Origin of the sequence: Micromonospora sp. GCM10011542 (genome assembly GCF_042650685.1) — a bacterium.
Classification (GTDB): Bacteria; Actinomycetota; Actinomycetes; order Mycobacteriales; family Micromonosporaceae; genus Micromonospora.
Genome location: NZ_JBHSBO010000040.1, coordinates 239703 through 259864 on the forward strand (window position 1 = coordinate 239703; position 20162 = coordinate 259864).

Annotated in this window: 15 protein-coding genes and 1 pseudogene; 8 read left to right on the forward strand and 8 right to left on the reverse strand. The window is 67.6% G+C overall.

Annotation, left to right across the window (positions count from 1 at the left end):
- Positions 1–34 precede the first annotated feature (34 nt).
- A complete protein-coding gene (locus ACFOW4_RS14560) occupies positions 35–307 on the reverse strand; it encodes a hypothetical protein (RefSeq protein ID WP_377527860.1) in 273 nt (90 codons plus the stop codon).
- A gap of 131 nt (positions 308–438) precedes the next feature.
- On the opposite strand from ACFOW4_RS14560, the gene ACFOW4_RS14565 reads away from it, so the two are divergent.
- Positions 439–822 carry a hypothetical protein gene (locus tag ACFOW4_RS14565; protein WP_377527861.1) on the forward strand — a complete coding sequence of 128 codons (384 nt, stop codon included), beginning with the start codon at positions 439–441 and terminating at the stop codon, positions 820–822.
- Between the two features lie 122 nt (positions 823–944).
- Here ACFOW4_RS14565 and ACFOW4_RS14570 read toward each other — a convergent pair whose 3' ends face one another.
- The 3 genes from ACFOW4_RS14570 to ACFOW4_RS14580 form a co-directional block, all read right to left on the reverse strand.
- Positions 945–1145 (reverse strand): hypothetical protein, encoded by a 201-nt coding sequence (locus ACFOW4_RS14570; RefSeq protein ID WP_377527863.1) that lies wholly within the window; start codon positions 1143–1145, stop codon positions 945–947.
- A 114-nt stretch (positions 1146–1259) separates the two neighbouring features.
- A complete protein-coding gene (locus ACFOW4_RS14575) occupies positions 1260–1991 on the reverse strand; it encodes a hypothetical protein (RefSeq protein ID WP_377527864.1) in 732 nt (243 codons plus the stop codon).
- 82 nt (positions 1992–2073) lie between these two features.
- Positions 2074–4605 carry a DUF262 domain-containing protein gene (locus tag ACFOW4_RS14580; RefSeq protein WP_377527866.1) on the reverse strand — a complete coding sequence of 844 codons (2532 nt, stop codon included), beginning with the start codon at positions 4603–4605 and terminating at the stop codon, positions 2074–2076.
- A 189-nt stretch (positions 4606–4794) separates the two neighbouring features.
- Between ACFOW4_RS14580 and ACFOW4_RS14585 the strand changes: the two genes are divergently transcribed.
- From ACFOW4_RS14585 to ACFOW4_RS14595, 3 genes are read left to right on the forward strand one after another with little or no spacing between them, the layout of a single operon-like run.
- Positions 4795–11223 (forward strand): DEAD/DEAH box helicase, encoded by a 6429-nt coding sequence (locus tag ACFOW4_RS14585; protein WP_377527867.1) that lies wholly within the window; start codon positions 4795–4797, stop codon positions 11221–11223.
- A complete protein-coding gene (locus ACFOW4_RS14590; protein WP_377527869.1) occupies positions 11220–13403 on the forward strand; it encodes a UvrD-helicase domain-containing protein in 2184 nt (727 codons plus the stop codon). The genes ACFOW4_RS14585 and ACFOW4_RS14590 overlap by 4 nt, the downstream gene beginning before the upstream one ends.
- A 50-nt stretch (positions 13404–13453) precedes the next feature.
- The gene (locus ACFOW4_RS14595) at positions 13454–14719 is read left to right on the forward strand and encodes a protein kinase (protein WP_377527870.1); all 1266 of its coding nucleotides are present in this window, start codon (positions 13454–13456) and stop codon (positions 14717–14719) included.
- 1 nt (position 14720) lies between these two features.
- Here the strand turns inward: ACFOW4_RS14595 and ACFOW4_RS14600 are convergent, their stop codons facing one another.
- Both ACFOW4_RS14600 and ACFOW4_RS14605 read right to left on the reverse strand, forming a co-directional pair.
- Positions 14721–14954, reverse strand: a complete 234-nt coding sequence (locus tag ACFOW4_RS14600) for a DUF397 domain-containing protein (RefSeq protein WP_377527871.1) — start codon at positions 14952–14954, stop codon at positions 14721–14723.
- Positions 14947–15837, reverse strand: a complete 891-nt coding sequence (locus ACFOW4_RS14605; protein WP_377527873.1) for a helix-turn-helix domain-containing protein — start codon at positions 15835–15837, stop codon at positions 14947–14949. The genes ACFOW4_RS14600 and ACFOW4_RS14605 overlap by 8 nt, the downstream gene beginning before the upstream one ends.
- A gap of 320 nt (positions 15838–16157) precedes the next feature.
- Between ACFOW4_RS14605 and ACFOW4_RS14610 the strand changes: the two genes are divergently transcribed.
- The 4 genes and pseudogenes from ACFOW4_RS14610 to ACFOW4_RS14625 all read left to right on the forward strand — a co-directional run bounded on the left by ACFOW4_RS14610 (position 16158) and on the right by ACFOW4_RS14625 (position 18789).
- Positions 16158–16454: a DivIVA domain-containing protein gene (locus ACFOW4_RS14610; protein ID WP_377527874.1), complete on the forward strand. Its 297-nt coding sequence runs from the start codon at positions 16158–16160 to the stop codon at positions 16452–16454.
- Entirely contained in the window at positions 16451–16702 is a 252-nt protein-coding gene (locus tag ACFOW4_RS14615) for a hypothetical protein (RefSeq protein WP_377527876.1), read from the forward strand. Before ACFOW4_RS14610 ends, ACFOW4_RS14615 begins: the two co-directional genes overlap by 4 nt.
- Positions 16703–17231: 529 nt before the next feature.
- Positions 17232–17493 (forward strand): annotated as a pseudogene (locus ACFOW4_RS14620) (IS630 family transposase); the annotation flags it as partial.
- Between the two features lie 333 nt (positions 17494–17826).
- On the forward strand, positions 17827–18789 hold the full coding sequence (locus tag ACFOW4_RS14625) for a GNAT family N-acetyltransferase (protein WP_377527877.1): 963 nt from the start codon (positions 17827–17829) through the stop codon (positions 18787–18789).
- Here the strand turns inward: ACFOW4_RS14625 and ACFOW4_RS14630 are convergent.
- Together ACFOW4_RS14630 and ACFOW4_RS14635 are read right to left on the reverse strand one after the other, a co-directional pair.
- Entirely contained in the window at positions 18776–19426 is a 651-nt protein-coding gene (locus tag ACFOW4_RS14630) for a hypothetical protein (RefSeq protein WP_377527879.1), read from the reverse strand. The genes ACFOW4_RS14625 and ACFOW4_RS14630 overlap by 14 nt on opposite strands.
- 9 nt (positions 19427–19435) lie before the next feature.
- Positions 19436–20158, reverse strand: a complete 723-nt coding sequence (locus tag ACFOW4_RS14635) for a bis-aminopropyl spermidine synthase family protein (protein ID WP_377527880.1) — start codon at positions 20156–20158, stop codon at positions 19436–19438.
- Between the last annotated feature and the right edge of the window lie 4 nt (positions 20159–20162).

The window sequence follows — 20162 nt, forward strand, 5'->3', positions numbered from 1 at the left end:
GCTCAGACTCTCGCCGGCATCGCCGCCGAACAGGTCATGCATCAGGAATGTCCACCTTCGCCGCGATCATGGTCGATCGGGGAATGATGATAAGCCGCTCACCGGGGTCCACCGAGACTCCTGCCGGAAGCCTATCCCGGTAGCTGTCGGTGAGGTCCTGCCCAATCACCGCGATGTCACCGTTGCTCAGCTCCCAGACGTCAGGACAGCTGCCGTCGCCGGAGGTGTTGCCCAGTTCGTGTGAGGATTTACCCCAGCGACGGGTGAGTTCGGCGGCCGGGTCTGCTTCCCAACGCTGCCTGCTCATGCCGACCTCCGAACTCGGGTATCCGTGTGGACACCCACGGTAACATCGATCCGATTTGATAGCTGCCGCCCGTGCTTGGTCTCCGCGATGCCGGGCGCGATGGCCGGAGGCAGACGATGACAGACCCGATCATGGTCACCGCGGCGACGACGTTGGTCGCGTGGGCCACCACCGAGCTGGCGCAGAGCGGGCGGGCGGCGGTGTCCTCCCTGATCAGTTTCCTGCGAACCCGATTTGAGCACGAGCCGGAGTCGAACGCGGTCATCGAGGGCGCCTTGCAGCAGCCGTCGCCGGAGGCTGTGGGTCGACTCGCCGAGCTGCTGGACCGCGAATCCCGCCGCGACGCGGCCTTCGACGCCCAGCTGCGTGCCCGGTGGTCGCGGGTCGAGGCAATCGTTGCCGAAGGTGCCGGCGGCGTGGCGAACTCAGTCTCAGGTGACGTGCACGGGCCAGTCGTGCAGGCGCGAGACGTCCACGGCGGAATCCACCTCGGCGATGGTCCCGCCCGACACTGACTTCAGGAGCATCGGCACATACCCAGAAGCGACGGCACCACCCCGCAAGCGAAACAAGTATCCGGCTGAGGATCCCGTGCGACCGGGAAAGATAGCGGCGCTGGCCGATTCTGAACCGGTCGTTAGGGTCGCGGCAGCCGCAGAGCCGCTTGTACCTGCTTCACGGTCGCCCGTTTCCGGACCGTATCGGCGTCGATGCGGTACCGCCGTCCGTTGAGCTGGAAATCGTGTGTCATGACCCGTTGTCCCTGCGGATCGTCCTCAGGAAAATTCTGGATCATGTCGACATCTCCGTCTCTGACGGCGTCCTTGCTGAAGTGCATGACCCGATTGCGGATCTCGAGGATGTCGTTAGGGCGATTGACGAGGCGTGTGTGGTCGCGTCCAGCAACAGGGCGAGCTGTCCGTCGTCGCCGAGTTGGCGGTGTGCCGAGAGGTCAGCCAGGCGAGTTCTCGGACGATGGCGGGGTGCTGTGCATCAGCCATGGCCAGGACGTAGGGGGTGGGCCGAATGCGCGACGAGCGGCACGAACAGCCAGAGTGGCGAGCGTGGCGTTGGCGCCGCCACCGATCACCGCGCCGATACCGAACGGTGCCACCCGGCCGAGAACGATGATGCCCTGCTTGGCCCCGTACTTCGTGACGAAGTGTTTCCCCAAGACCTTGTTGATCTGACGCAACGTCTCGGCCGGCACCTTGGCGACGACCTGCCGTCCCCAGTGCTGCCCTGTCCGCTCGGCCACCTTGGTGATGGTGGCGGAGCCGGAGCCGCCGAGCATGATTCCCATGACGATCGTCCGGCGGCGCTCGATCTCGTCGATGGGGACTCCGTGGACATCGGCGACCGAGAGCGCGAAGAGAGCGCTCAGCTCAAGGGAGGAGAGAGCCTCGCCGGCCGACAGTGCCAGCGCGACGCCTGTGCCGACGCCGGGTGCCGCTGCAGCTCCTCCAACCGCAGCACCCGTCCCGGTCAAAGCGCTGATGTACATCCGCTCCAGATTGCGGATTACCTGTGCAGGGGTAGCGTCCGGGTTCCGCTGGCGAGCCCGGGCGATGTTCTTGCGCACCAGGGGGCTCTGGACGGCGATTGCCTTGTCCACCAGGTCGAGGACCCGCTGTCCACGTACGGCTTCTTTCGAAACCGGTCCGTCGTGGGCACCTGTTGCCATGCGTTGAACTCCTCGCGTCATCATGTGCCGACATCTCCTCGGCGAAGGACAGTCCTGGCCGCAACAGCTGGACTCGCCGCCGCTACACCGTGAGGGGCTCGCCCGTCTCCTCGGACATATGGGCCTGCTCGTAGAACCACTGAAGGTGTTCCATCAGGCCCTCGGCGGCCCTTTCGCCAGCAAGGACGGTCAGCGGGAAGCCAGGCCGCAGCGTGACCTTCGCGGCGGCGATGTTGACGCCGGAGAGTTGATTGAGCCGTTGCCGGAACTGCTCCCGCAGCGTGACGTCATCGAACGGAAAACGGTTGGCCAGGTGCTGAAAGACGACCTCCACCTTTCCGCTCGGGTAGAGGGTCAACGGCCAAATATCACCGTCGCGGTGGCCGCGCTCACGAGCCATGAGGAAGCAGGATGTCTCCGCTCCGCCACCGTAAAGGAGGGTCCCACCCAGCTCGGTCCATCGGTCGAGCAGCAGGAGCGTGGCCTCGGCGACGTCCTTGTTCTGCTGCAGCACCGCAAGCTGCTCGGCGAACCGGTCGGCACGCGACTGTCCCTCTCCAGGGCGAGGTCGGGGCAGCCGCCGGGGCATCTCGTCAGGCGCGAGCCCGGTCAACTGTGCCAACTCGTCAAGGTCGATGCGCTGGGCCTGGTCAGCCCGGCCGTGCTGGTCGAACGAGACCCCTTCGGCCGTCAGCACCGCGACCGGGTCTTCCGTCCGCCCGTCCGGCCATCGGAAACCAGGAGCCATCGTTCCCTCAACCTGCAACACCCGATGGGCGTTCTGCACCGGCACGGTGCGCAGCCGGTTGCCGACCGGTTGGGGTGCGGTGCCGATCAGGGCGGCGAGGTCGCCGTAGGTGGTCCAGGAGCCGGCGGGCAGCGCAGCAAGTGCCTTCTCCATGAGGTCCCAGCGCACCTCGGACTGATCGACCGCCTGGCCAGTAGGGCCGGGCCAGTAGTCGATGATGCGCTCGGCGAGAGCGTCGGCGCGCGCGTGGATCTGCGGACGTCCCCAGCGTTCGCAGGCGACGATGTCCCGCGTGAGACGCAGACCGCTCTTGGCGAGATGGACCCGCTTGACCGCGAACGGGCTGTTGCCCAGTTCGACGTTGTACCCGGTCAGGGTCAGGTTGCCGAGGGTGTGCTTCAGGGCGTCGTGCACCTCAGTGACATTCTCGTGCGGTTCGAGGTCCGCAGCGAGCATGCGCTGCCACTCCGGGCTGGTGCTCTGTGGCAGCACGTGTTCGATGGTCAACTTCGTCAGCGTGACCGGCTCCTTGCTGCCGTACGACTCCTCAAGCCAGCGCAGCACCAGGGTCCGCTGCGACGCCCGCCCGTTGGTGTAGAACGGCAGCGACCGGACCGCGTGGCGAACGTCGGCGTCCGTCGCGTAGTACTTGCGCCCCGCCGACAGGTAGGCGTGTACCGCTTGGTCGACCGGCAGGTTCTTGTCCATCTCGGTGACGATGGACAACAGGTTGCGGTTGATGTTCGCGGTGGCGCGGCCGATCAGCAGCCGCCGAACGAGGAAGCTCTCCACGTAACGCATCGCGGACGCCACCTGAACACTGTTCGCCGTGCCCAGGTCGCGCCGGTCCAGCAGGTGCAGCAGGACCGGGTAGACCGTGGTGGTGCCCCAGGCGTGCAACCGCTCCAGGCGCAGCCGGACCTCAGGGTCAGCCTCCTTTTCTGGGTGCAAGATTGTTTCGAGGAGGGCACCGAGGCGAGCGAACCGGCGAACCTCGGCCTCGATCTCGTCCTCCGTGCCCAACCGATCGAGGCGCGCCTGCTGTCGCGCGTACGTGTCGCTCTGCGTGATACGCGGGTCGTGGTGTACCAGGTCCAGCCAGAACAGGGTTTCCATCTCGGCTGAACTGAGCCGGTTCTGCAACGGCAGCCAGTGCGCGTCGTAGACCGCCTTGCTGCGGTCGGGTAGGCGCATGAACAGATAGTTGCGCAGCAGGTCTGCCTGAGTGAGCTTGAGGCCCGTGTTGTTCAGCGACTCGAAGATCCGGTACACGTTGTCGCTCGCGTGAGCGACGACCGAGACCAGCGCCAACCCGAAGATCACGGCTTCTTCCAGACGCTGCACAGGCGCCGAGCCCTTCGGCTCGTTCAGCCGGTCACGGAAGAACTGATACGCCGCGCCGACCGCTCCCGCGCCGGCGTGTGCGGAGGAGTCCACACAAGCCAGGTACGCGTCGAGGTCGGCCTGGGTGGGGACGAGCTTCAGCCGCCGTGTAGGCGTGTATTTGTTGATCAGATACTGGTCGGTGAGCCGGTCATGGTGCTCGTTGCCTTCGCTGGCCACCCGGTGATCGCGGATTGCGCAGAGCAGGATGGAGAGCGTCGTCAATCGCTGCTGGCCGTCCACCACCAGGAACTCCCCGACGCCGGCGGGACCGTTGTCGGGGCTGGGCGCCAGCACTAGCGATCCGATGAAGTGCGTCGTCTTCGAGTTCTCGGCCCGGTCCTCGGCGAGCCGGACGATGTCCTCCCACAGGCGTTCCAGGTGATGGTCCTGCCAGGAGTACGTTCGCTGGTAGAGAGGCACCTGGTACTGCTTCGTACCTTCGAGCAGACCTTGCAGGGTGGTCTCTGACGCTGCGACCATCGGGCGCTGTCACCTCATTTGTTCCGGCTAGTGATCAAGAGGAGCACACCGGTAGTTCGTCTCGGGTCGTCGCAGCGTAGGTGATGATCGACAGAGCGCGGTGTCGCGAATCTGACTCACGCGTGCTCCAGGCTGTCGGGCAGCTCAGAGCCAGTAAGGGGTGAAGTAGCATGCGGCAGTGATCCGCTCATGAGACCGACGATCGCCGCCGACACCCTGCGTCGGACCCTCACCCAGTACCTGACCACCACCTTCGGCTTGACCGAGGACGGCGTGCGCCAAGGCCTGGAGGGTTTCCTCTCCCACCCGGAGCAGGGCATCTACCGCGGTCCTTACCTGCGGATTCGCACGCCCTTCCGCCCGGCGGAGGGCGACTGGCGGGCGCACCTGGACTGGGCGCCGGCCGACTTCACCCCCTACCTGCACCAGGCGAACGCGTTCGCCCGCCTGTCGACGAAGGGCAAGTCGGCCGAGCCCACGCTGATCACCACCGGCACCGGCTCGGGCAAGACGGAGTCGTTCCTGATCCCGGTGCTCGACCACTGCCGGCGGCAGAAGCAGCAGGGGAAGGCCGGGGTCAAGGCGATCCTGCTCTACCCGATGAACGCCCTCGCGACGGACCAGACGCAGCGCATCAACGAGCTGCTCACCGACCCGGCGCTCAGCCAGGTCACGGCCGGTCTCTACATCGGCGACGTCGCGGCCATCGAGTACCCGCACGTGTTCACCAAGCGGTCGGAGATGCGCCGTACGCCACCGGACATCCTGATCACCAACTACAAGATGCTGGACCTGCTGCTCCAGCGCGCCGACGACCTGCCGCTCTGGGAGGGCGCCGAGCCGGCGTACGTGGTGCTGGACGAGTTCCACACCTACGACGGCGCGCAGGGCACTGACGTGGCGATGCTGCTGCGCCGGCTCGCCGCCGCGCTCGACCTCGACGAGCCGGAGCGGCCCCTCGGGCCGATCTGCCCGGTGGCCACCTCTGCCACGCTCGGTGAGGGCGGCGGCCGCGACGGTCGTACCGCGATCCGTGAGGTCGCCGAGCAGGTCTTCGGCATCCCCTTCGACCCCGGGTCGCTGGTGGGGGAGGACCGGTACGAGGCCGGGGAGTTCATCGCCCGCCAGGACTTCAGCCTGCCGCTACCTACCCCGGAGCAGCTCGCGGCCGTCGACGATCGCAACACCGAGGCGATGATGGCCAAGGTCGCCGAGCTGGTCGTCGGCGAGCGCTGCCTCGACGATCCGACGCGCCTCGGTGACCTGCTGCGTCAGCATCCGTTGACGAAGGCGGTGCTCGACTCGCTCCAGGCCAGGCCGTGCACCTTCGACGAGATCATCGACGTGCTGCCCCGCAAGAACGCCACCGGCTGGGGCAGCGTGATGAAGACCCCACCCGAGATCACGGCGAAGGCCCTCGCCCGGTTCGTCGGCCTGCTCTCCGTCGCGCAGAACCCGGAAGCTCCCGGCCGCCCACTGCTGAACATCGAAACCCACCTGTGGGTACGCGCCGTCTCCCGCCTGCTGCGCGGCACCTCCCACCAGGCCGCTTTCGGCTGGTACGGCGAAGCGCCGCGTGAACTGGACCCGTACGCCACCGGCACCGACGTGGTCGTGGCCGACAACCGTTACCCCCGGTTGCCGGCCATCTACTGCCGGCACTGCGGCCGCTCCGGCTGGATGGCGTTGTCGCCGGAGAAGGATCCGCAGGAGCTGGAAACCGACCCCGACAAGATCTACCGAGCCAGCGTCGGTCGCGACAAGCGCCGGGTCCGCGCGTTGATTGCCGCGACCGAGGACGAGGTACGCCAGCGCACCCGTGGCCTGCTGGTTTTGGAGTACGGCCGTCGGGTGCGCCCCTTCGACGAACAACGCGACCGGGAGCGCACCGACGACGCGATCGTCGTGCTCGGCGACGTACTGGACATCGACGGTGCCGAGAAGGACCGCTGCCCGTCCTGCGAGTTGGACCACGGTATCCGCTTCCTCGGCGCCGGCCTGGCCACCCTCGCCTCGGTGGCGATCACGCAACTCTTCACCGGCGGGGAGCTCGACGAGGCCGAGAAGAAGACGCTGCTCTTCAACGACTCCGTCCAGGACGCCGCGCACCGCGCCGGTTTCGTCGCCAACCGGTCCTACTCGTTCTCCCTGCGCTCCCTGCTCGCCAGCCGGCTGAAGGCCGGGGAGTCGATCGGGCTCGACGACCTCTTCGCCAAGATGATCGAGGCGGCAGCGCAGCCGGAGATCCTCTCCACCGTCGTGCCGCCGGACCTGCACGACCAGCCCGGTGTCGACAGCCTGCTCGCCGGTGAGCACAACGGCAGCCGGGAGACCTGGGAGCTGATCAGCGAACGGCTCGTCTTCGCCACCGTAATGGAGACCGGTCTGCGCTCCCGCCAGGGCCGCACCCTGGAGTTGACCCGCAGCGTCGCCGTCGAGGTTGCCCTCGACGACCCGGCGCGAGCCGCCACGATCTGCCGGGACGTCCACCTCACCGGCCCCGGTCACATCGCCGCAACGCCGCCGGACGACGCCCGCTACCTCGCCTTCCTCCGCGGTCTGCTGGAACGACTGCGTACCCGCGGTGCCGTTTACCACGAGTGGCTGGTGCCGTACCTCAAGCGCGGCGGCACCCGGTGGCAGATCTGGGGCGGCCGGCCCGCCGGCATGCCCGCGTTCCCGAAGGGTCTGTCCGCGCCGGCGTTCCTGCTCGCGACACCGAAGTCCCGCTCGGAGTTCGACGTCATCACCGCGCGCGGCAACTGGTACCAGGACTGGACGTCGCGCTGCCTCGGCCTCGACCACGGCGAGGCGGCCAGCTTCCTTACCCGGCTGCTGCCGGCCCTCGCCGCCGCCGACGTGGTCGCCGTCGGCGACACCGAGGACGGCAACACGGTGTATGGGCTGATGCCCGGCCACCTGCGGGTGACCCGTCTCGATGACGCGTCCGTTGTGACGGCCGGGGTCGGCTGCGACACCTGCCACTGGCAGCAGACGGAGCACCCCGATCGGGTAGCCGACTGGATCGGGCAGCCCTGCCGCCAGTATCGCTGCCGCGGTCAGCTCCAGGCCGCCCACGACGACACCGCGCCCGACGACTACTACCGGCGGCTCTACCTGGACAGCCCGGTGTTCCGCGTCGTCACCGGCGAACACACCGGCATGCTCACCCGCGCCCAACGGGAGACCGTGGAGAAGCAGTTCCGCGACGGCGAGCGCTACACCGACCCGAACGTGCTCTCCTGCACGCCCACCCTGGAGATGGGCATCGACATCGGTGCCCTCTCCGCGGTGGTGCTGGCGTCGCTCCCGCACGGCCCGGCAAACTACGTCCAGCGGGCGGGCCGCGCCGGCCGCAAGAGCGGCAACGCGCTGGTGCTGACCCTGGTCGGGCGGACCGAGCGGGATCGCTACTACCTCACCGACCCGCGCGACATGATCGCCGGCCAGATCGTCCCGCCCGGCTGTTTCCTCTCCGCCGTGGAGATCCTGCGCCGTCAGTACCTCGCCCACCTGATCGACCTGGCCGCCCGCGGCCGCCTGGCCGGAGTGCTGCCGATGCCACGGCGGGCGCACGTGCTGTTCGGTCCGACCGGTTGGCTGACCGGCCTCGCCGAGGCTGGTCGTCGCGACGGTGGCCGGCTGGCGGAGGAGTTCCTGACCCTCTTCGGCGACAAGGTCCTGCGGGTCGCCGCCGATCAGCTACGTGAGTTCGCGGTGGACGGCATCGTCCACCGGGTCAAGGAAGCCGACGAAATCTGGGAGTCTCGGCTGGCCGACCTGCGTCGTCGGATGCAGGAGCTTGCCACCGCCCGGGGCACGCTGGTGCCCAGCGACCCGGACCACGCCCGCGAGATCAAGATGTTGAAGGCGGAGGAGGGTGCGGTCCGTCGCCGGCTGCGGGAGGTCAGCGCGGCGGCTGCCCACGGCACGATGGTCGAGTTCGGTCTGCTGCCGAACTACGCGCTCATCGACAGCCGGACCGACCTGGAAGCCACCCTGACCTGGGAGGACAAGACCGACGGCGACCGGCGGTTCCACAGCGAGCTCCGCGAGTACGCGCGCCCCGCCCGCCAGGCACTGGTCGAGATCGCCCCAGGCAACAGCTACTACGTGCGGGGCTACAAACACGAGATCTCGGGGCTCGACGTCGGCCGGGCGGACCGTCCGGCGTACGAGCAGTGGCGCGTCTGCGCGCAGTGCGGCTACGTCCGTACCCACCTGGCCAAGGAGGACACCAGCGCCTGCCCGCGCTGCGCGGACCCGGGCATCGCCGATCACGGGCGGCTGTTCCAGGTGCTTCAACCGACGCGAGTGCTCAGCCGCGACAAGCGCGACGACGCCCGTATCCGCGACGACAGCGACGACCGGGACCGGCGCTTCTACGCCACCACCGTTGCCGTTGACGTTGACCCGGCGAAGGTCGATTCGTCCTGGCGGCATGCTCATGACACCTTCGGTGTCGACTACAGCCGGCACGCGATGATCCGTCACTTCAACCTCGGTGCCCAGCGCTACGACCGGGCGGCTGAACTCTTCGCCGGCGAAGAGGTGCGCATCAACCGGTTCCACACCTGCACCTCCTGCGGGGGAACCACGGTCGACGGCGTCCCCGCGATGAGCCAGCAACTCGCCGCAGAGACCTCCGGGTCGACCGTCGTGAAGGGGGCCGAGCACCACCGGCCCTGGTGTCCCTACCGGCGCTCGCCGGCTGCACCGGACGCCCATGTCGACCTGATCCTCGCCCACGAGCTGGAAACCGAGGCGCTGCGCATCCTGATCCCCGCCGCGACCGCCGTGGTGCAGGAGCGCGTCGCGTCGTTCGCCGCCGCTATCCGCCTCGGTATCGCCGCCCAGTACGGCGGCGACCCCGCGCACCTTCAGGCCGTGTCGGCCACCATGCCGGACGGGCAGAGCGACGGGACGCGCAACTTCGTGGTCGTCTACGACACTCAGCCGCAGGGCACTGGCTATCTGCACCGCCTCGCCAAGCCGGAGGAGTTCCGCGCGATCCTGGAACTGGCACGGCAGCGGATCGCCGACTGCGTCTGTCGACACGAAGGCAGGGCGGTGTGTCACCGCTGTCTCCTGCGTCATGCGCGCAACGAGCACTTCGCCCTGATGAGCCGCGACGAGGCGCTGGGGATGCTGGACAAGCTCCTCGACAGCTGGGACGTCGAGGAGGGCACCCGTACGGATGAAATCTCGCTGATCCACCAGGTGGAAAGCGAGCTGGAGATGCGCTTCCTCACCAAGCTGCTGACGCTTGGCGAGACACCCGACTCGGGCCTGCGAATCGACCGGCGCACCGATCATGACGGTGCCCGCATCGCCGACCTGCGGTTCGTTCGGGACAACGGCCAGAGCGTCACCCACTGGCAGATGAAGCTGCAGAACACCGTTCGAGGCACTCGGCCCGACGTCCACTTCAAACGCCTGGATGCCCCGTCCCCCGAGGTGGCTGTCTACCTCGACGGGTTCAAGTACCACGCCTCGTCCCAGTACAACCGTCTCGCCGACGACGCGGAGAAACGGTCTCGGCTGCGCGCGCACGGTTATCTGGTCTTCGCCGCCACCTGGGACGACGTCAAGACGTGGGGCGGCACCGACGGGCAGGGGCGGTGGACCCCGTACGGCGGCGTCAGCAAGCAGGCGGCCCGGGAGAGATACCGGCAGTTCCTTCCCGGCGTCGACCCGGACGAGCTCGAGGAGACCATCTGGGTCAATCCGATCGAGCAACTGATGCGCTTCCTCGCCGATCCCGATCTCACTCGATGGCAGCGTCGGGCGGAAGCGACCCTGGCGGGCATGCTCAAGCAGGCCCGAGACAACACTGCCACCGACTCCGACGGCGTGGCAGAGCGGCTGTTGGCCGCTTTGCGCGGGGAGCCCCTTCCGGGGCCGACCGCACGCCACATCATGATCGCGCGCGCCCGGGACAACGCGGACTGCCCGGTGGTCCTCGTCGTCGACGGGCGCGGCAAGCCCCTGCCGACGTGGTCGGCGCTTACCGTTCTCGACGACCTGCCGGCTGCCGTGGCCGGGGCGGGGCACAAGGAACGCTGGGCTGCCTGGCTGGCGTGGGGCAACCTCATCCAGTTCCTCGGCAATGGCGGCGGCGACGCAGGTCAGCTCGCCGTCTCCAACCTCGACGCCTTCGAGCCGGCCTCGATGGCCGTCACCGAGGGCACCGGGCTCGTGTTGGCTCAACGCGCACTGCCGCTCGACGAGGAGACGGCAACATGGCTTGGCGTCGCGGCGCAGGCCACGGCCGCGGAGTCCGAGACGCTCGCCAAGGAGTCGCCGTGGCGGCACATTCTGCGCTACCTGGACCCCGACGAGAACACCCTGGAACAGCTCGTCCAGCAGTTGGCCCGGCAGGGTCTGCCCGCACCCGTCGTCGGCTACGAGCTGGGCGACCAGGGCTGGCAGGCTGAGCTTGCCTGGCCCGACCGGCGGATTGCCATTGTGCTCACCGGTCCGTCCGACGACCCGGAAACGGAAGATCGCGACCGGGCGTACGCGGACGCGGGCTGGCACGCCCGTACCGCTCGGGAATGGTCGGTTGACGAGTTGGCGGCAGAGATCAAGGCGACGAGCGGGGGAGAACGTCGATGAGCACCGGAGCAACAACCCTGCGGATGCTGGACCGCGCCGACAAGGAGGTCATGAAGCTCACCCGCGCCGACATCGGAGCGGTCTACGAGTTCATGCACAAGTTCCGGCACAACCCGGAGAATCCGGGGCTCAACCTGAAGGCGCTCAACAGCGACTCCCGGCTGATGTCCGCCCGGGTCAACAAGGACTACCGCGCGCTGCTGCTGCACATCGCCGAGCGCGACTACCTGCTCGTCGCGGTCAAGCACCGCGGTGAGGTGTACGACGACCTCACCCGGTACGCGTACCGCATCAACCGGGTTACCGGCGGCATCGAGGTCATTGACATGGCGCCGGTCGGCGACAGCATCATCGGCCGGGTGGTTCCGCCCGACGCCGAGCCGGAGCCCACTCAGAAGCCGCTCTTCGACGCGTACACCGACGCACAGCTCCTGGAGCTCGGCGTCTCCGAGCCGCTGCTGCCGCAGATCCGGGAACTGACCACCGAGGCGCAGCTGCTGGAACTGCTCGACCGGGCACCGCAGCTCACCACCGACGTGCTCTTCGCACTCTTCGACGGCACCCCCTACGACGACGTGCTCCAACAGGTCACCGACCCGGTCCGCGCCGACGAGCCGGTCGACCCCGAGGACTTCGAGGCGGCGGTGGAACGCCCCGCCACTCAGGTGACCTCCGACGACGAGGCGCTGCAGGCGATGCTCGGCGAGGCTTTCGAGCGGTGGCAGATCTTCCTGCATCCCACTCAGCGGAAGCTGGTCGAGCGCAGGTACAGCGGTCCGGCGCGGGTCGGTGGCGGGCCGGGTACCGGCAAGACGATCGTTGCCCTGCACCGGGTGGCGCACCTCGCCCGCCAACTGCCGGCCGGAGCGGACAAGCCGATCCTGCTCACCACCTTCAACCGGAACCTCGCGGCTGATCTGCGCACCCGGCTGATGGCATTGGGTGGGCAGGACCTGGTGGCCCGCGTCGATATCGTGAATATCGACCGGCTGGCCAGCCGGGTGGTGGCCGAGGCGAAGTCGGGCGGCAGTCGACGCGTCGTGGATGACAACCGTGTCCCCGAATTGTGGAACGAGTTCCTCATCGAGACCGGCGAGACCGCCTGGGAAGCGGAGTTCCTTGCCGCCGAGTGGACCCAGGTGATCCTCGGCCAGGTGCTCAACTCACGGACGGACTACTTCAAGGCTCGCCGCCCCAACCGTGGCCGCAGTCTCAACCGGATCGAGCGGGACCAGATCTGGCAGCTGACCGAACGCTTCACCACCTGGCTGGAGAACCGCGGTGTCTGGACGTGGCGTCAGGTGGCACAACGTGCTGCCCGCCTCGAGATGGACCGCACAGGCCAGAACACCGGCATCGCCGGTGAGTCGTCCGGCGGGTTCTACCGGCCGCGCTACCGGCACGTGGTGGTCGACGAGGCGCAGGACCTCAGCGCCGCGCACTGGAAGATGCTGCGCGCCATGGTCGCGCCCGGCCCGGACGACATGTTCCTCACCGGCGACACCCACCAGCGCATCTACGACAACCACGTGACGTTGAGCAGCCTCGGCGTCAACATCCGCGGTCGGTCGTCCCGGCTCACCCTGAGCTACCGCACCACCCGGCAGATCCTCGCCGATGCTCTCCAGATCATGACCGGGGAGGTGTACGACGACCTCGACGGCGGTGAGGAGAACCTGGCCGGCTACCGGTCGCTGCTGCGTGGCGGCCGCCCGGTCTTCCGCGGTGCCGCTACCTGGACGCAGGAACGGGACCTGATCGTCGAGCAGTTGCGCAGTTGGGGCAATCCGGCGGACGGCTCTGTTGCCATCTGCGTGCCGACGAAGGACCTGGCGGCGGACGTCATGAACCGGCTGCAGGCCGACGGCCTGGAGGTGGTGGAGATCGGCCCCGATGGCCCGAAGCGACCTGACGGCGTGCACATCGGCACGATGCACCGGTTCAAGGGCCTTGAGTACCAGCGCATGATCATCGCTGGGGTCAGCGACGGCCTTGTGCCTCGGCAGATGATCAGCAGGTACCGGGACGCTGACCCGAAGCGCTACCAGCGCGAACGCCAGCGCGACCGTTCGCTGCTCTTCGTCGCCGCCACCCGTTCGCGCGACGAGCTCGCGGTGTTCTGGCACGGCACGCCCAGCCCGTTCCTGACCGGGCGGCTCGTACAGCGACAGCTAACCTGATGCCGGCCCCTGCTCAGCCGGGGCCAACGTGCGATGCGGGGAGGCTGTAGGTGCAGGCGGGGGATCGCATCGGTGACCGGTACGAGTTGACGTATCCGGTCGGTCGCGGAGGAATGGGACAGGTCTGGGCCGGCTTCGACGAGCGTCTCGACCGGCCGGTGGCGATCAAATTCCTCCGGCAGTTGGAGGTGCCGGAGGACGAGCGTGAGACGGCGGGCAAGCGGTTCAGGCGGGAGGCGAGAGCCACCGGCAGGCTCGACCATCCCGGCGTGCCGGCCGTATACGACCTGGGCGTACACGGTGAAGATCTCTTCCTCGTCATGCAGCTCGTGCCGGGAATTGTCCTCGCCGACCACATCGCCGAGCAGGAACAACTGCCTGTCGCCGAGGCGGCTTCCATCGCCGCGCAGGTCTGTTCTGTGCTCGTGGCCGCCCACGCCGCCTCCCTCGTACACCGTGACCTGAAGCCCCAGAACCTCATGATCACCCCCTCGGGGGTGGTCAAAGTGCTCGACTTCGGCGTAGCCGCGTTGCTCGGCGGGGCCGAAGCGTCACGCCTCACCGCGACCGGCCGCACGCTCGGCACCCCCACCTACATCGCACCCGAGCAGGCCCAGGGCGGCCTTGTCGGGCCTGCTGCCGATCTTTACGCCTTGGGTTGCATTCTTTTCGAGATGCTTGGTGGGAACCCTCCCTATGAGGCGGCGAACGCCCCGGACATGATGCGCCGTCACCTATATTCGCCGATTCCCATCATCACTGAGTATCGATCGGACGTGCCCGACGACCTGGGGCACCTTCTGTACTGTCTGCTGGCCAAGGATCCAGCGGAAAGGCCAGCGTCGGCTGCCGAGGTTCGTCACCTGCTTGAGCCATTCCTGGACGGCGGCGGGGTGGTGGGCGCTCGAACTAGCAAGAAGCTCGCCGGTGCTGCTCGGTTCCCCGCTCCCGTGTCCGTGCCGCCGCAGAGGCCCCGGCAGGGGCTGGCGGAGTTGCGGGCGCAGGCAAGGGAGCTCGCTGAGAATGAGCGTTTCGTGCAGGCAGCCGAGGTGTTGGAGCGGGCCCTGCGCTCGGTGCCGCAGGGCGGTGAACTTCTCGCCACCGAGGTCGTGGCGCTACGAGTGGATCTCGCGAACCTTCTGATGCTCGCAGGTGATTTTGGGCAGGCCCGTCATGCCTTCGATGCGTTGGCCCGAGACCTGGAGCAGTCCGAAGGGCAGCAGGATCTCGCCGACGAGTGCCGCCACCAGGCGACGGTCTGCCAGCTTGAGATGGGCGAGTCGGCTGACGCCACCGAGCCGAACTCGATCCGCTAGCTCATCCGAACCTGGGACCAACCGTTGAAGGCTGCATGACGCGTCCCTCGCGCTTGGCAGCCCTGAGAAATTCGGTCCATGCCTGCGCGTTGAAGGTGAGTAGCGGTCCTGTGGCGTCCTTGGAGTCACGGACGGCGACAATGTTGGCGATGTTGGTGGCGACCTCAACGCAGTTGCCGCCGTTGCCGCCGCTGCGGGTGCTCTTGCGCCAGACGGCGTCGGTCGGGTCAGTCATGCCGCAGCTCCCCTATGATCGTCTTGATCATGTCGGTCGATTGTGCCTCATCGAGCGCGAGCGCATCCAGGCTCTTCCAGGCGCCCCGGTACGCGGCCAGCTCGTCGGCTTTGTCGAGGTACAGCGCCCCGGTCAGGGATTCGCTGTAGGCAATCGATGGCTCGGGTGCCGCCCGGCCGCCCTTTGTCGCGGGGAAGTCGAGGATCACGAACGAGCCGGCGACCGCGCCGGAGTGGGGACCGGCGGCGAAGGGCAGCACCCGCACGGTGACGTTGGGCAGCTCCGCAGCCTCCAGTAGTCGACCGAGTTGCCCGAGCATCACACCTCGGCCACCGACGCTGCGGCGGAGTACCGCCTCCGACAGGATCGCATGGACCTGCGGTGGCTGGGGGAGCCGTCGAGTGAGCAGCCGTTGGCGTTGCAGGCGCACCTCGACCGCCCGCTCGCGCTCGTCCTCGCTCACTGCGGGACGGTCGAGTCGGGCGAGCCCGAGCGCGTACTGGCGAGTCTGGAGCAGTCCGGGGATCAGCGTCTCCTCGTACTGCCGAAGGTGTGCTGCGGCGGATTCCAGCCCCACGTAGAGCTCGAACCAGCTCGGCACCGCGTCTCCGTACGCGTGCCACCAGCCCTTTGACTTCGTCTCTGCGGCCAGCCCGCGCATGGCCTCGGTCATCTCCGGCGACACCCCGTACAGCTCGCACATCGCCTTGACGTCGAGCACCCGGACCGAGCCTTGGCCGCATTCGAGGCGCCAGATCTTCTGCCGGCTGTATTCGAGGGCCTCGGCGGCGGCGTCGAGCGTCACCCCGGCCTCGTTGCGGAACTGCCGCAGTAGTCGGCCGAGTTGCCGGCGCGGCACGGTCGACCCGATGTCGTCGGCCATCCGCACACTCCCTGGTTCCGTCGCGCAACACTGCTTGACCTGTTCCTGCAACTCCTACGGGTTTCAGGAAAGAAAGTCAATGCACACTGGCGAAATTGCGTCCTGGAACGTTGCATTTCGAATGCCGACTGGCGCACGCTGACCACAGCACGGCAGTTGGTCGGTCCCCGAACGCTCGCCGTGCCTCCCCGAACACACCCGCGCTGACCAGCCCTGGTGCCGCACTGCTGAGTGCAGCTGCAGTGCCGGGTAGGGGTCTCTTCGTCCGCGCCGGAAGGGCGGTTGGGCCCGTCCATCCGCGACAGAAAGGCAGGCACGGCATGAACGCCAGTAGCCACCGACCGGACCAGGCAAGAGGTGGAACGACCTACCGCTCCGCCGCGTACCTCAGCCTGCTGCCATGGCAGGTGCGTGAGCGCCGCTTCCCACCGACCCGGTTCGGACGCCGCGGCCTGAACCCCGACGACGTGTACGCCTTCCTCGACCGGGTCGCCGTCGCCATGGCCGCGCTGCACGACGGACTCGCCGAGAGCCGCCGGGAGACCGCGCGAATCAAGCTCGCGCTGCGCACCTGGCAGTCCGACCACGCCGGGGCCGACCAGGGCCGGGCCCGATGAGCCAGCGGTACGTCATCCACCTGCCCGTGGTCGCCACCGATCTGCCAGCCGCAAAACGCTTGGCCCGCGTCGTCGGCCGCTGGATGTCCGTGCTGCCAATGACCGATCCGGGGGAGACCACGGTCTCCGAGGAGGACCAGCAGTTCCTTCGCCACCGGGTCTTCTGCGACGTGCGGTTGCCCGGTGGGCGGCGCTGCGTGCTCCGCGACGGCCACGGCGGCGAGTGCTCCCGCCGGCTGCGCCGCTGACACAACCCGACGATCTGCAACGCCAACTGGCCGTTGTGCCGGCTCCGATGATGATCGTGCGGCCGCTAACGGGCGCAGCACGGGAGGTGGTCGGAAGACCTCGCCGGACGGCGGGTTCCAGGGGCCCTGCAGAAGCCGGGCCGAAGCGACCCGGACGGCAGCGGGCAAACCGTGTCCGGCGGCCTTCCGAGTCTGAACAAGCACCGCCTGCGAGCATGAGCCACGGAGGTGCCCGTGGCATCCGGGCATCGCCCGGACGAACGTCTCGATCTCATGAGCCGCGAACGCTGATTAAGACGGCTCGTTCCGGGCCGCGTTCGGGTACGGCATTGAGGGCTCGCTTGGGGGTGTCTGCGACACGAGATCCGATGCGAGTCCTCTGCCGCCGCCCTGTCAGGCCCCTGACCTGGCCAAACCCGGCCCGCCTCCGACCAGACAGCAAGATCAACCTATCCAGACTCCCTACGGGATTCTCTCCCCAGGGGTGAAGCCAGCTATGCACCAATCGCGCTCCAATGGCCTGCTGGCCATCTACCCCACATCACCGGCCGTGACCGCCTCCTGGGCCAACCCGATCGAGGCCCAGATCGGGCCGCTGCGCACCTTCGTCATCGCCGGCTCGAACCACCCGAACCACCCCGCGCTGACCCGGAAACTGCAGGCCTAACTGCGCTGGCCGCAACGCCAACGCCCGCCACCCCGACGTCCTGGCCGCCCAACGCCGAGAACGCGCCCGCATCCGCAGCGAACGACAGCAACGCTGGGGCCAACCCACCACCCACGCAGCCTGATCCGTCAACGTCGCTCGGTTAGGGCAGTGGCCCGAGACGTCCCGGCCGATGAAGCCAGGGTGTAACCCTGGGCGCCGCGCCCGCCGAATCCGCGACACTGTGGCCGCTCTATCGAGAAAGCCCTCGCGCTCGACCTGTGCTTCCTCCGTTGCGGATCGTAACGGTGCGAGCGAGCCGGTGTCCCGTTCGGCCGGCCCGCAGGTTCCCGCCCCTCCCCGGCTCCCCGCCGCGGTGGTCCACAGAGATCGATTCGCGATGCGGGCGCTCCGACCACCGACGAACACGCCGAACGGGGGTCCTGCCCAGTCAAGAAGTGGCCGTATCCTGACAGGCGTGGATCCGGCTTGGAGAGCACGAGCGGACGGCCTTCGTGACGTGGCCGTCACTCGTTGGAGAAACCTCGACCCGCTGTTGCCTAAGCGTCCCGAATTCAGCGTGGAAACCACGACGATTACCGTCAGCGACAGGCACGGCAAGCTGACCGGTCTGGCAGACGTACGAGAGACAAGTCGAGACGTCGGCTCTCTGGACGCGACCTGGGGTCCCCTCGAACAGCTGAAGGTGCGCGCCCTTGTCGCACCCGCCGATGCGCCAACCGCCCTGGATGCGATACTCCGGGAGTTGAAGCTGACAGCCGGCCGCGACGAGCGGCACTTCTCGACCGATTCCTGCGTCACCTTGACCTGGCCCAGCAGGGACGACGCCTGCGCACCGGTCCTGGCCGCCCACGGCTTCCATCCCTACACTGTTCTGGCCGTCCGCCCGAAGGGGCGCTCCACGCAGTGCGAGTCACTCACCGAATGCGACGTCTCGATCAGAAGAGCTGAGCAGCGGGACGGTCAACGAGTCGCAGACATGTGGACCGAACTGATGACATACGACGCGTCGTTCGGATCAGTAGTCCTCCGGCCTCGCACGGCGGCGCTCCTCAGAGAGGAGATCGCGAGGGTCCTGGAAACCGGCAGCGCCTGGATATGGCTGGCCGAGCGCGGCGGAGAGGCGGTTGGATTCGTCAAGGCATCGAGCCGGCACGCGAGCGGGTGGGTCGAGTCCTACGTCGACGCCCACCGGCCGGTCTACCTGGGGTCGATGGGCGTCGTGTCGAAAGAGCGGGGCGGTGGCATCGGAACGACGCTGGCGCGCGCGGCACACGCCCACCTCGACCGGGAGGACATAGGGGCCACCTTGCTGCACTACGCGGTGGCCAACCCCCTGGCCGCCCCCTTCTGGAGCCGAATGGGTTATCGACCCCTGTGGACCACGTGGCGGGCACAACCGATCTCTAACCTGACGTGAGCGGGTGACCCAAGGGAGAAGCCACCTCGTCGGTCACAGGGGTGTTCTCCTCCTCCGCCGGCGGTGCGCCAGGCATCATCGCAAAGAGCTCGCCGGAATACCAGCTCCGCCTGTGCGACAGCACGAACCTGAGCCCGGGCAGCTCGACGAAGAGATCCTTGATCCAGTCGTTCAGCGACGGCAATTCGTCTGCCCACGCATCAGGGAGAGCCCGCCGTCGGACAAGCTCGGTGTCCAGGATGTCGAGATACGCCTCGGCTAGGAGCTTGGAACCCAGTGACGGTTCTCCGTCACGATGAAGCTCGGCGTACTCGTCCTTGAACTGGAGTGAGAGTCGGGTGATCTCCAGGATTCGCGAGGCCGTAGCCTCGAAAGCACTGCTTCCCAACGATCGCCGGACATCCGAGATCTGGATACCGACGAACACGATGCTTGCGAGTGCGACGATACCGACTATCGACTGCGAGGCCCAGTTCAGCTGCTCCAAGGTCGAGGTTCCCTTGCGGTGGAAGGCGAGCGTCAGGCCGACAACGGCGGCAGCGAAGACAGTCGCTGATAGCAGCACGTAGACCGCCAGCAGAAGAGTACGGCGCGTTGTTCTTCTCGGCAGCAATCGGCGGAAACGTTGCATCACCACGCCCTGTTCCTATCTGTAAAGGTTCTCCCCGCCTCGCATCGGCTCCTCGCGAACACGGCTCGGATCGATCCGTCGTACGTGCAGGTTCTGCGACCGCATTCCCTCGTCGTTGGTGCCGTCGTAGGTCTGCAGCTGGTCTTCGCCGACAGACAGGATCCGGCATCCGTTGTCGGACAGGAACCTCTGCACCGACACCCAGTTGTGGTTGACCCAGTCAAGGTCTTCGTTAGCGGGCATGACGACGATGCCCTCACAGGTAGGCGTGCACAACTGGAGGGCCTTGCTCACCCAGTACCTCAGCCCGTGCCCACCGTTCTTGGAGGAGAACGGGGGGTTGATGTAAAATGCCCCGGCCGGCTGGCCGGCCTCTCGCTCGATCGACCGGATGTCCGAGACGACCACCCGGTAGTTCCGCAGGCTCAACCTGCTCGCCCAACCGCGCAGGCTGTCGGCGACTCGCGGGTCGACCTCATAGACGATCACCGTCAGGTCGTAGAAGGCTGCGGCGATGACCGAGACGTGGTCGTCGTCGCCGAGGAAGAGGACACTCCTCCCCTCGAAGATCCTGCCGACGGTCGCACTCTGATAGGCGAGGCTCCCAGACTGCATCAGGAACTGTTCGAGCGACGGATCGTTCTCCGGCCGACGAGGCGCGATGTGATCGGCGAGCCTTGCGGGAGTCGCATATCGCACCGCGTCGGTCTCCGCGCTAAACCTGCGCTCGCCCGGCATGTGG

Excerpts from the sequence above, each read along its gene's own strand:
- ACFOW4_RS14580 (WP_377527866.1), bottom strand. The coding sequence starts at position 4,605 with ATGGTCGCAGCGTCAGAGACCACCCTGCAAGGTCTGCTCGAAGGTACG.
- ACFOW4_RS14610 (WP_377527874.1), top strand. The coding sequence starts at position 16,158 with ATGAACGCCAGTAGCCACCGACCGGACCAGGCAAGAGGTGGAACGACC.
- ACFOW4_RS14615 (WP_377527876.1), top strand. The coding sequence starts at position 16,451 with ATGAGCCAGCGGTACGTCATCCACCTGCCCGTGGTCGCCACCGATCTG.
- ACFOW4_RS14635 (WP_377527880.1), bottom strand. The coding sequence starts at position 20,158 with ATGCCGGGCGAGCGCAGGTTTAGCGCGGAGACCGACGCGGTGCGATAT.
- ACFOW4_RS14605 (WP_377527873.1), bottom strand. The coding sequence starts at position 15,837 with ATGGCCGACGACATCGGGTCGACCGTGCCGCGCCGGCAACTCGGCCGA.
- ACFOW4_RS14575 (WP_377527864.1), bottom strand. The coding sequence starts at position 1,991 with ATGGCAACAGGTGCCCACGACGGACCGGTTTCGAAAGAAGCCGTACGT.
- ACFOW4_RS14600 (WP_377527871.1), bottom strand. The coding sequence starts at position 14,954 with ATGACTGACCCGACCGACGCCGTCTGGCGCAAGAGCACCCGCAGCGGC.
- ACFOW4_RS14560 (WP_377527860.1), bottom strand. The coding sequence starts at position 307 with ATGAGCAGGCAGCGTTGGGAAGCAGACCCGGCCGCCGAACTCACCCGT.
- ACFOW4_RS14590 (WP_377527869.1), top strand. The coding sequence starts at position 11,220 with ATGAGCACCGGAGCAACAACCCTGCGGATGCTGGACCGCGCCGACAAG.
- ACFOW4_RS14570 (WP_377527863.1), bottom strand. The coding sequence starts at position 1,145 with ATGCACTTCAGCAAGGACGCCGTCAGAGACGGAGATGTCGACATGATC.
- ACFOW4_RS14565 (WP_377527861.1), top strand. The coding sequence starts at position 439 with ATGGTCACCGCGGCGACGACGTTGGTCGCGTGGGCCACCACCGAGCTG.
- ACFOW4_RS14585 (WP_377527867.1), top strand. The coding sequence starts at position 4,795 with ATGAGACCGACGATCGCCGCCGACACCCTGCGTCGGACCCTCACCCAG.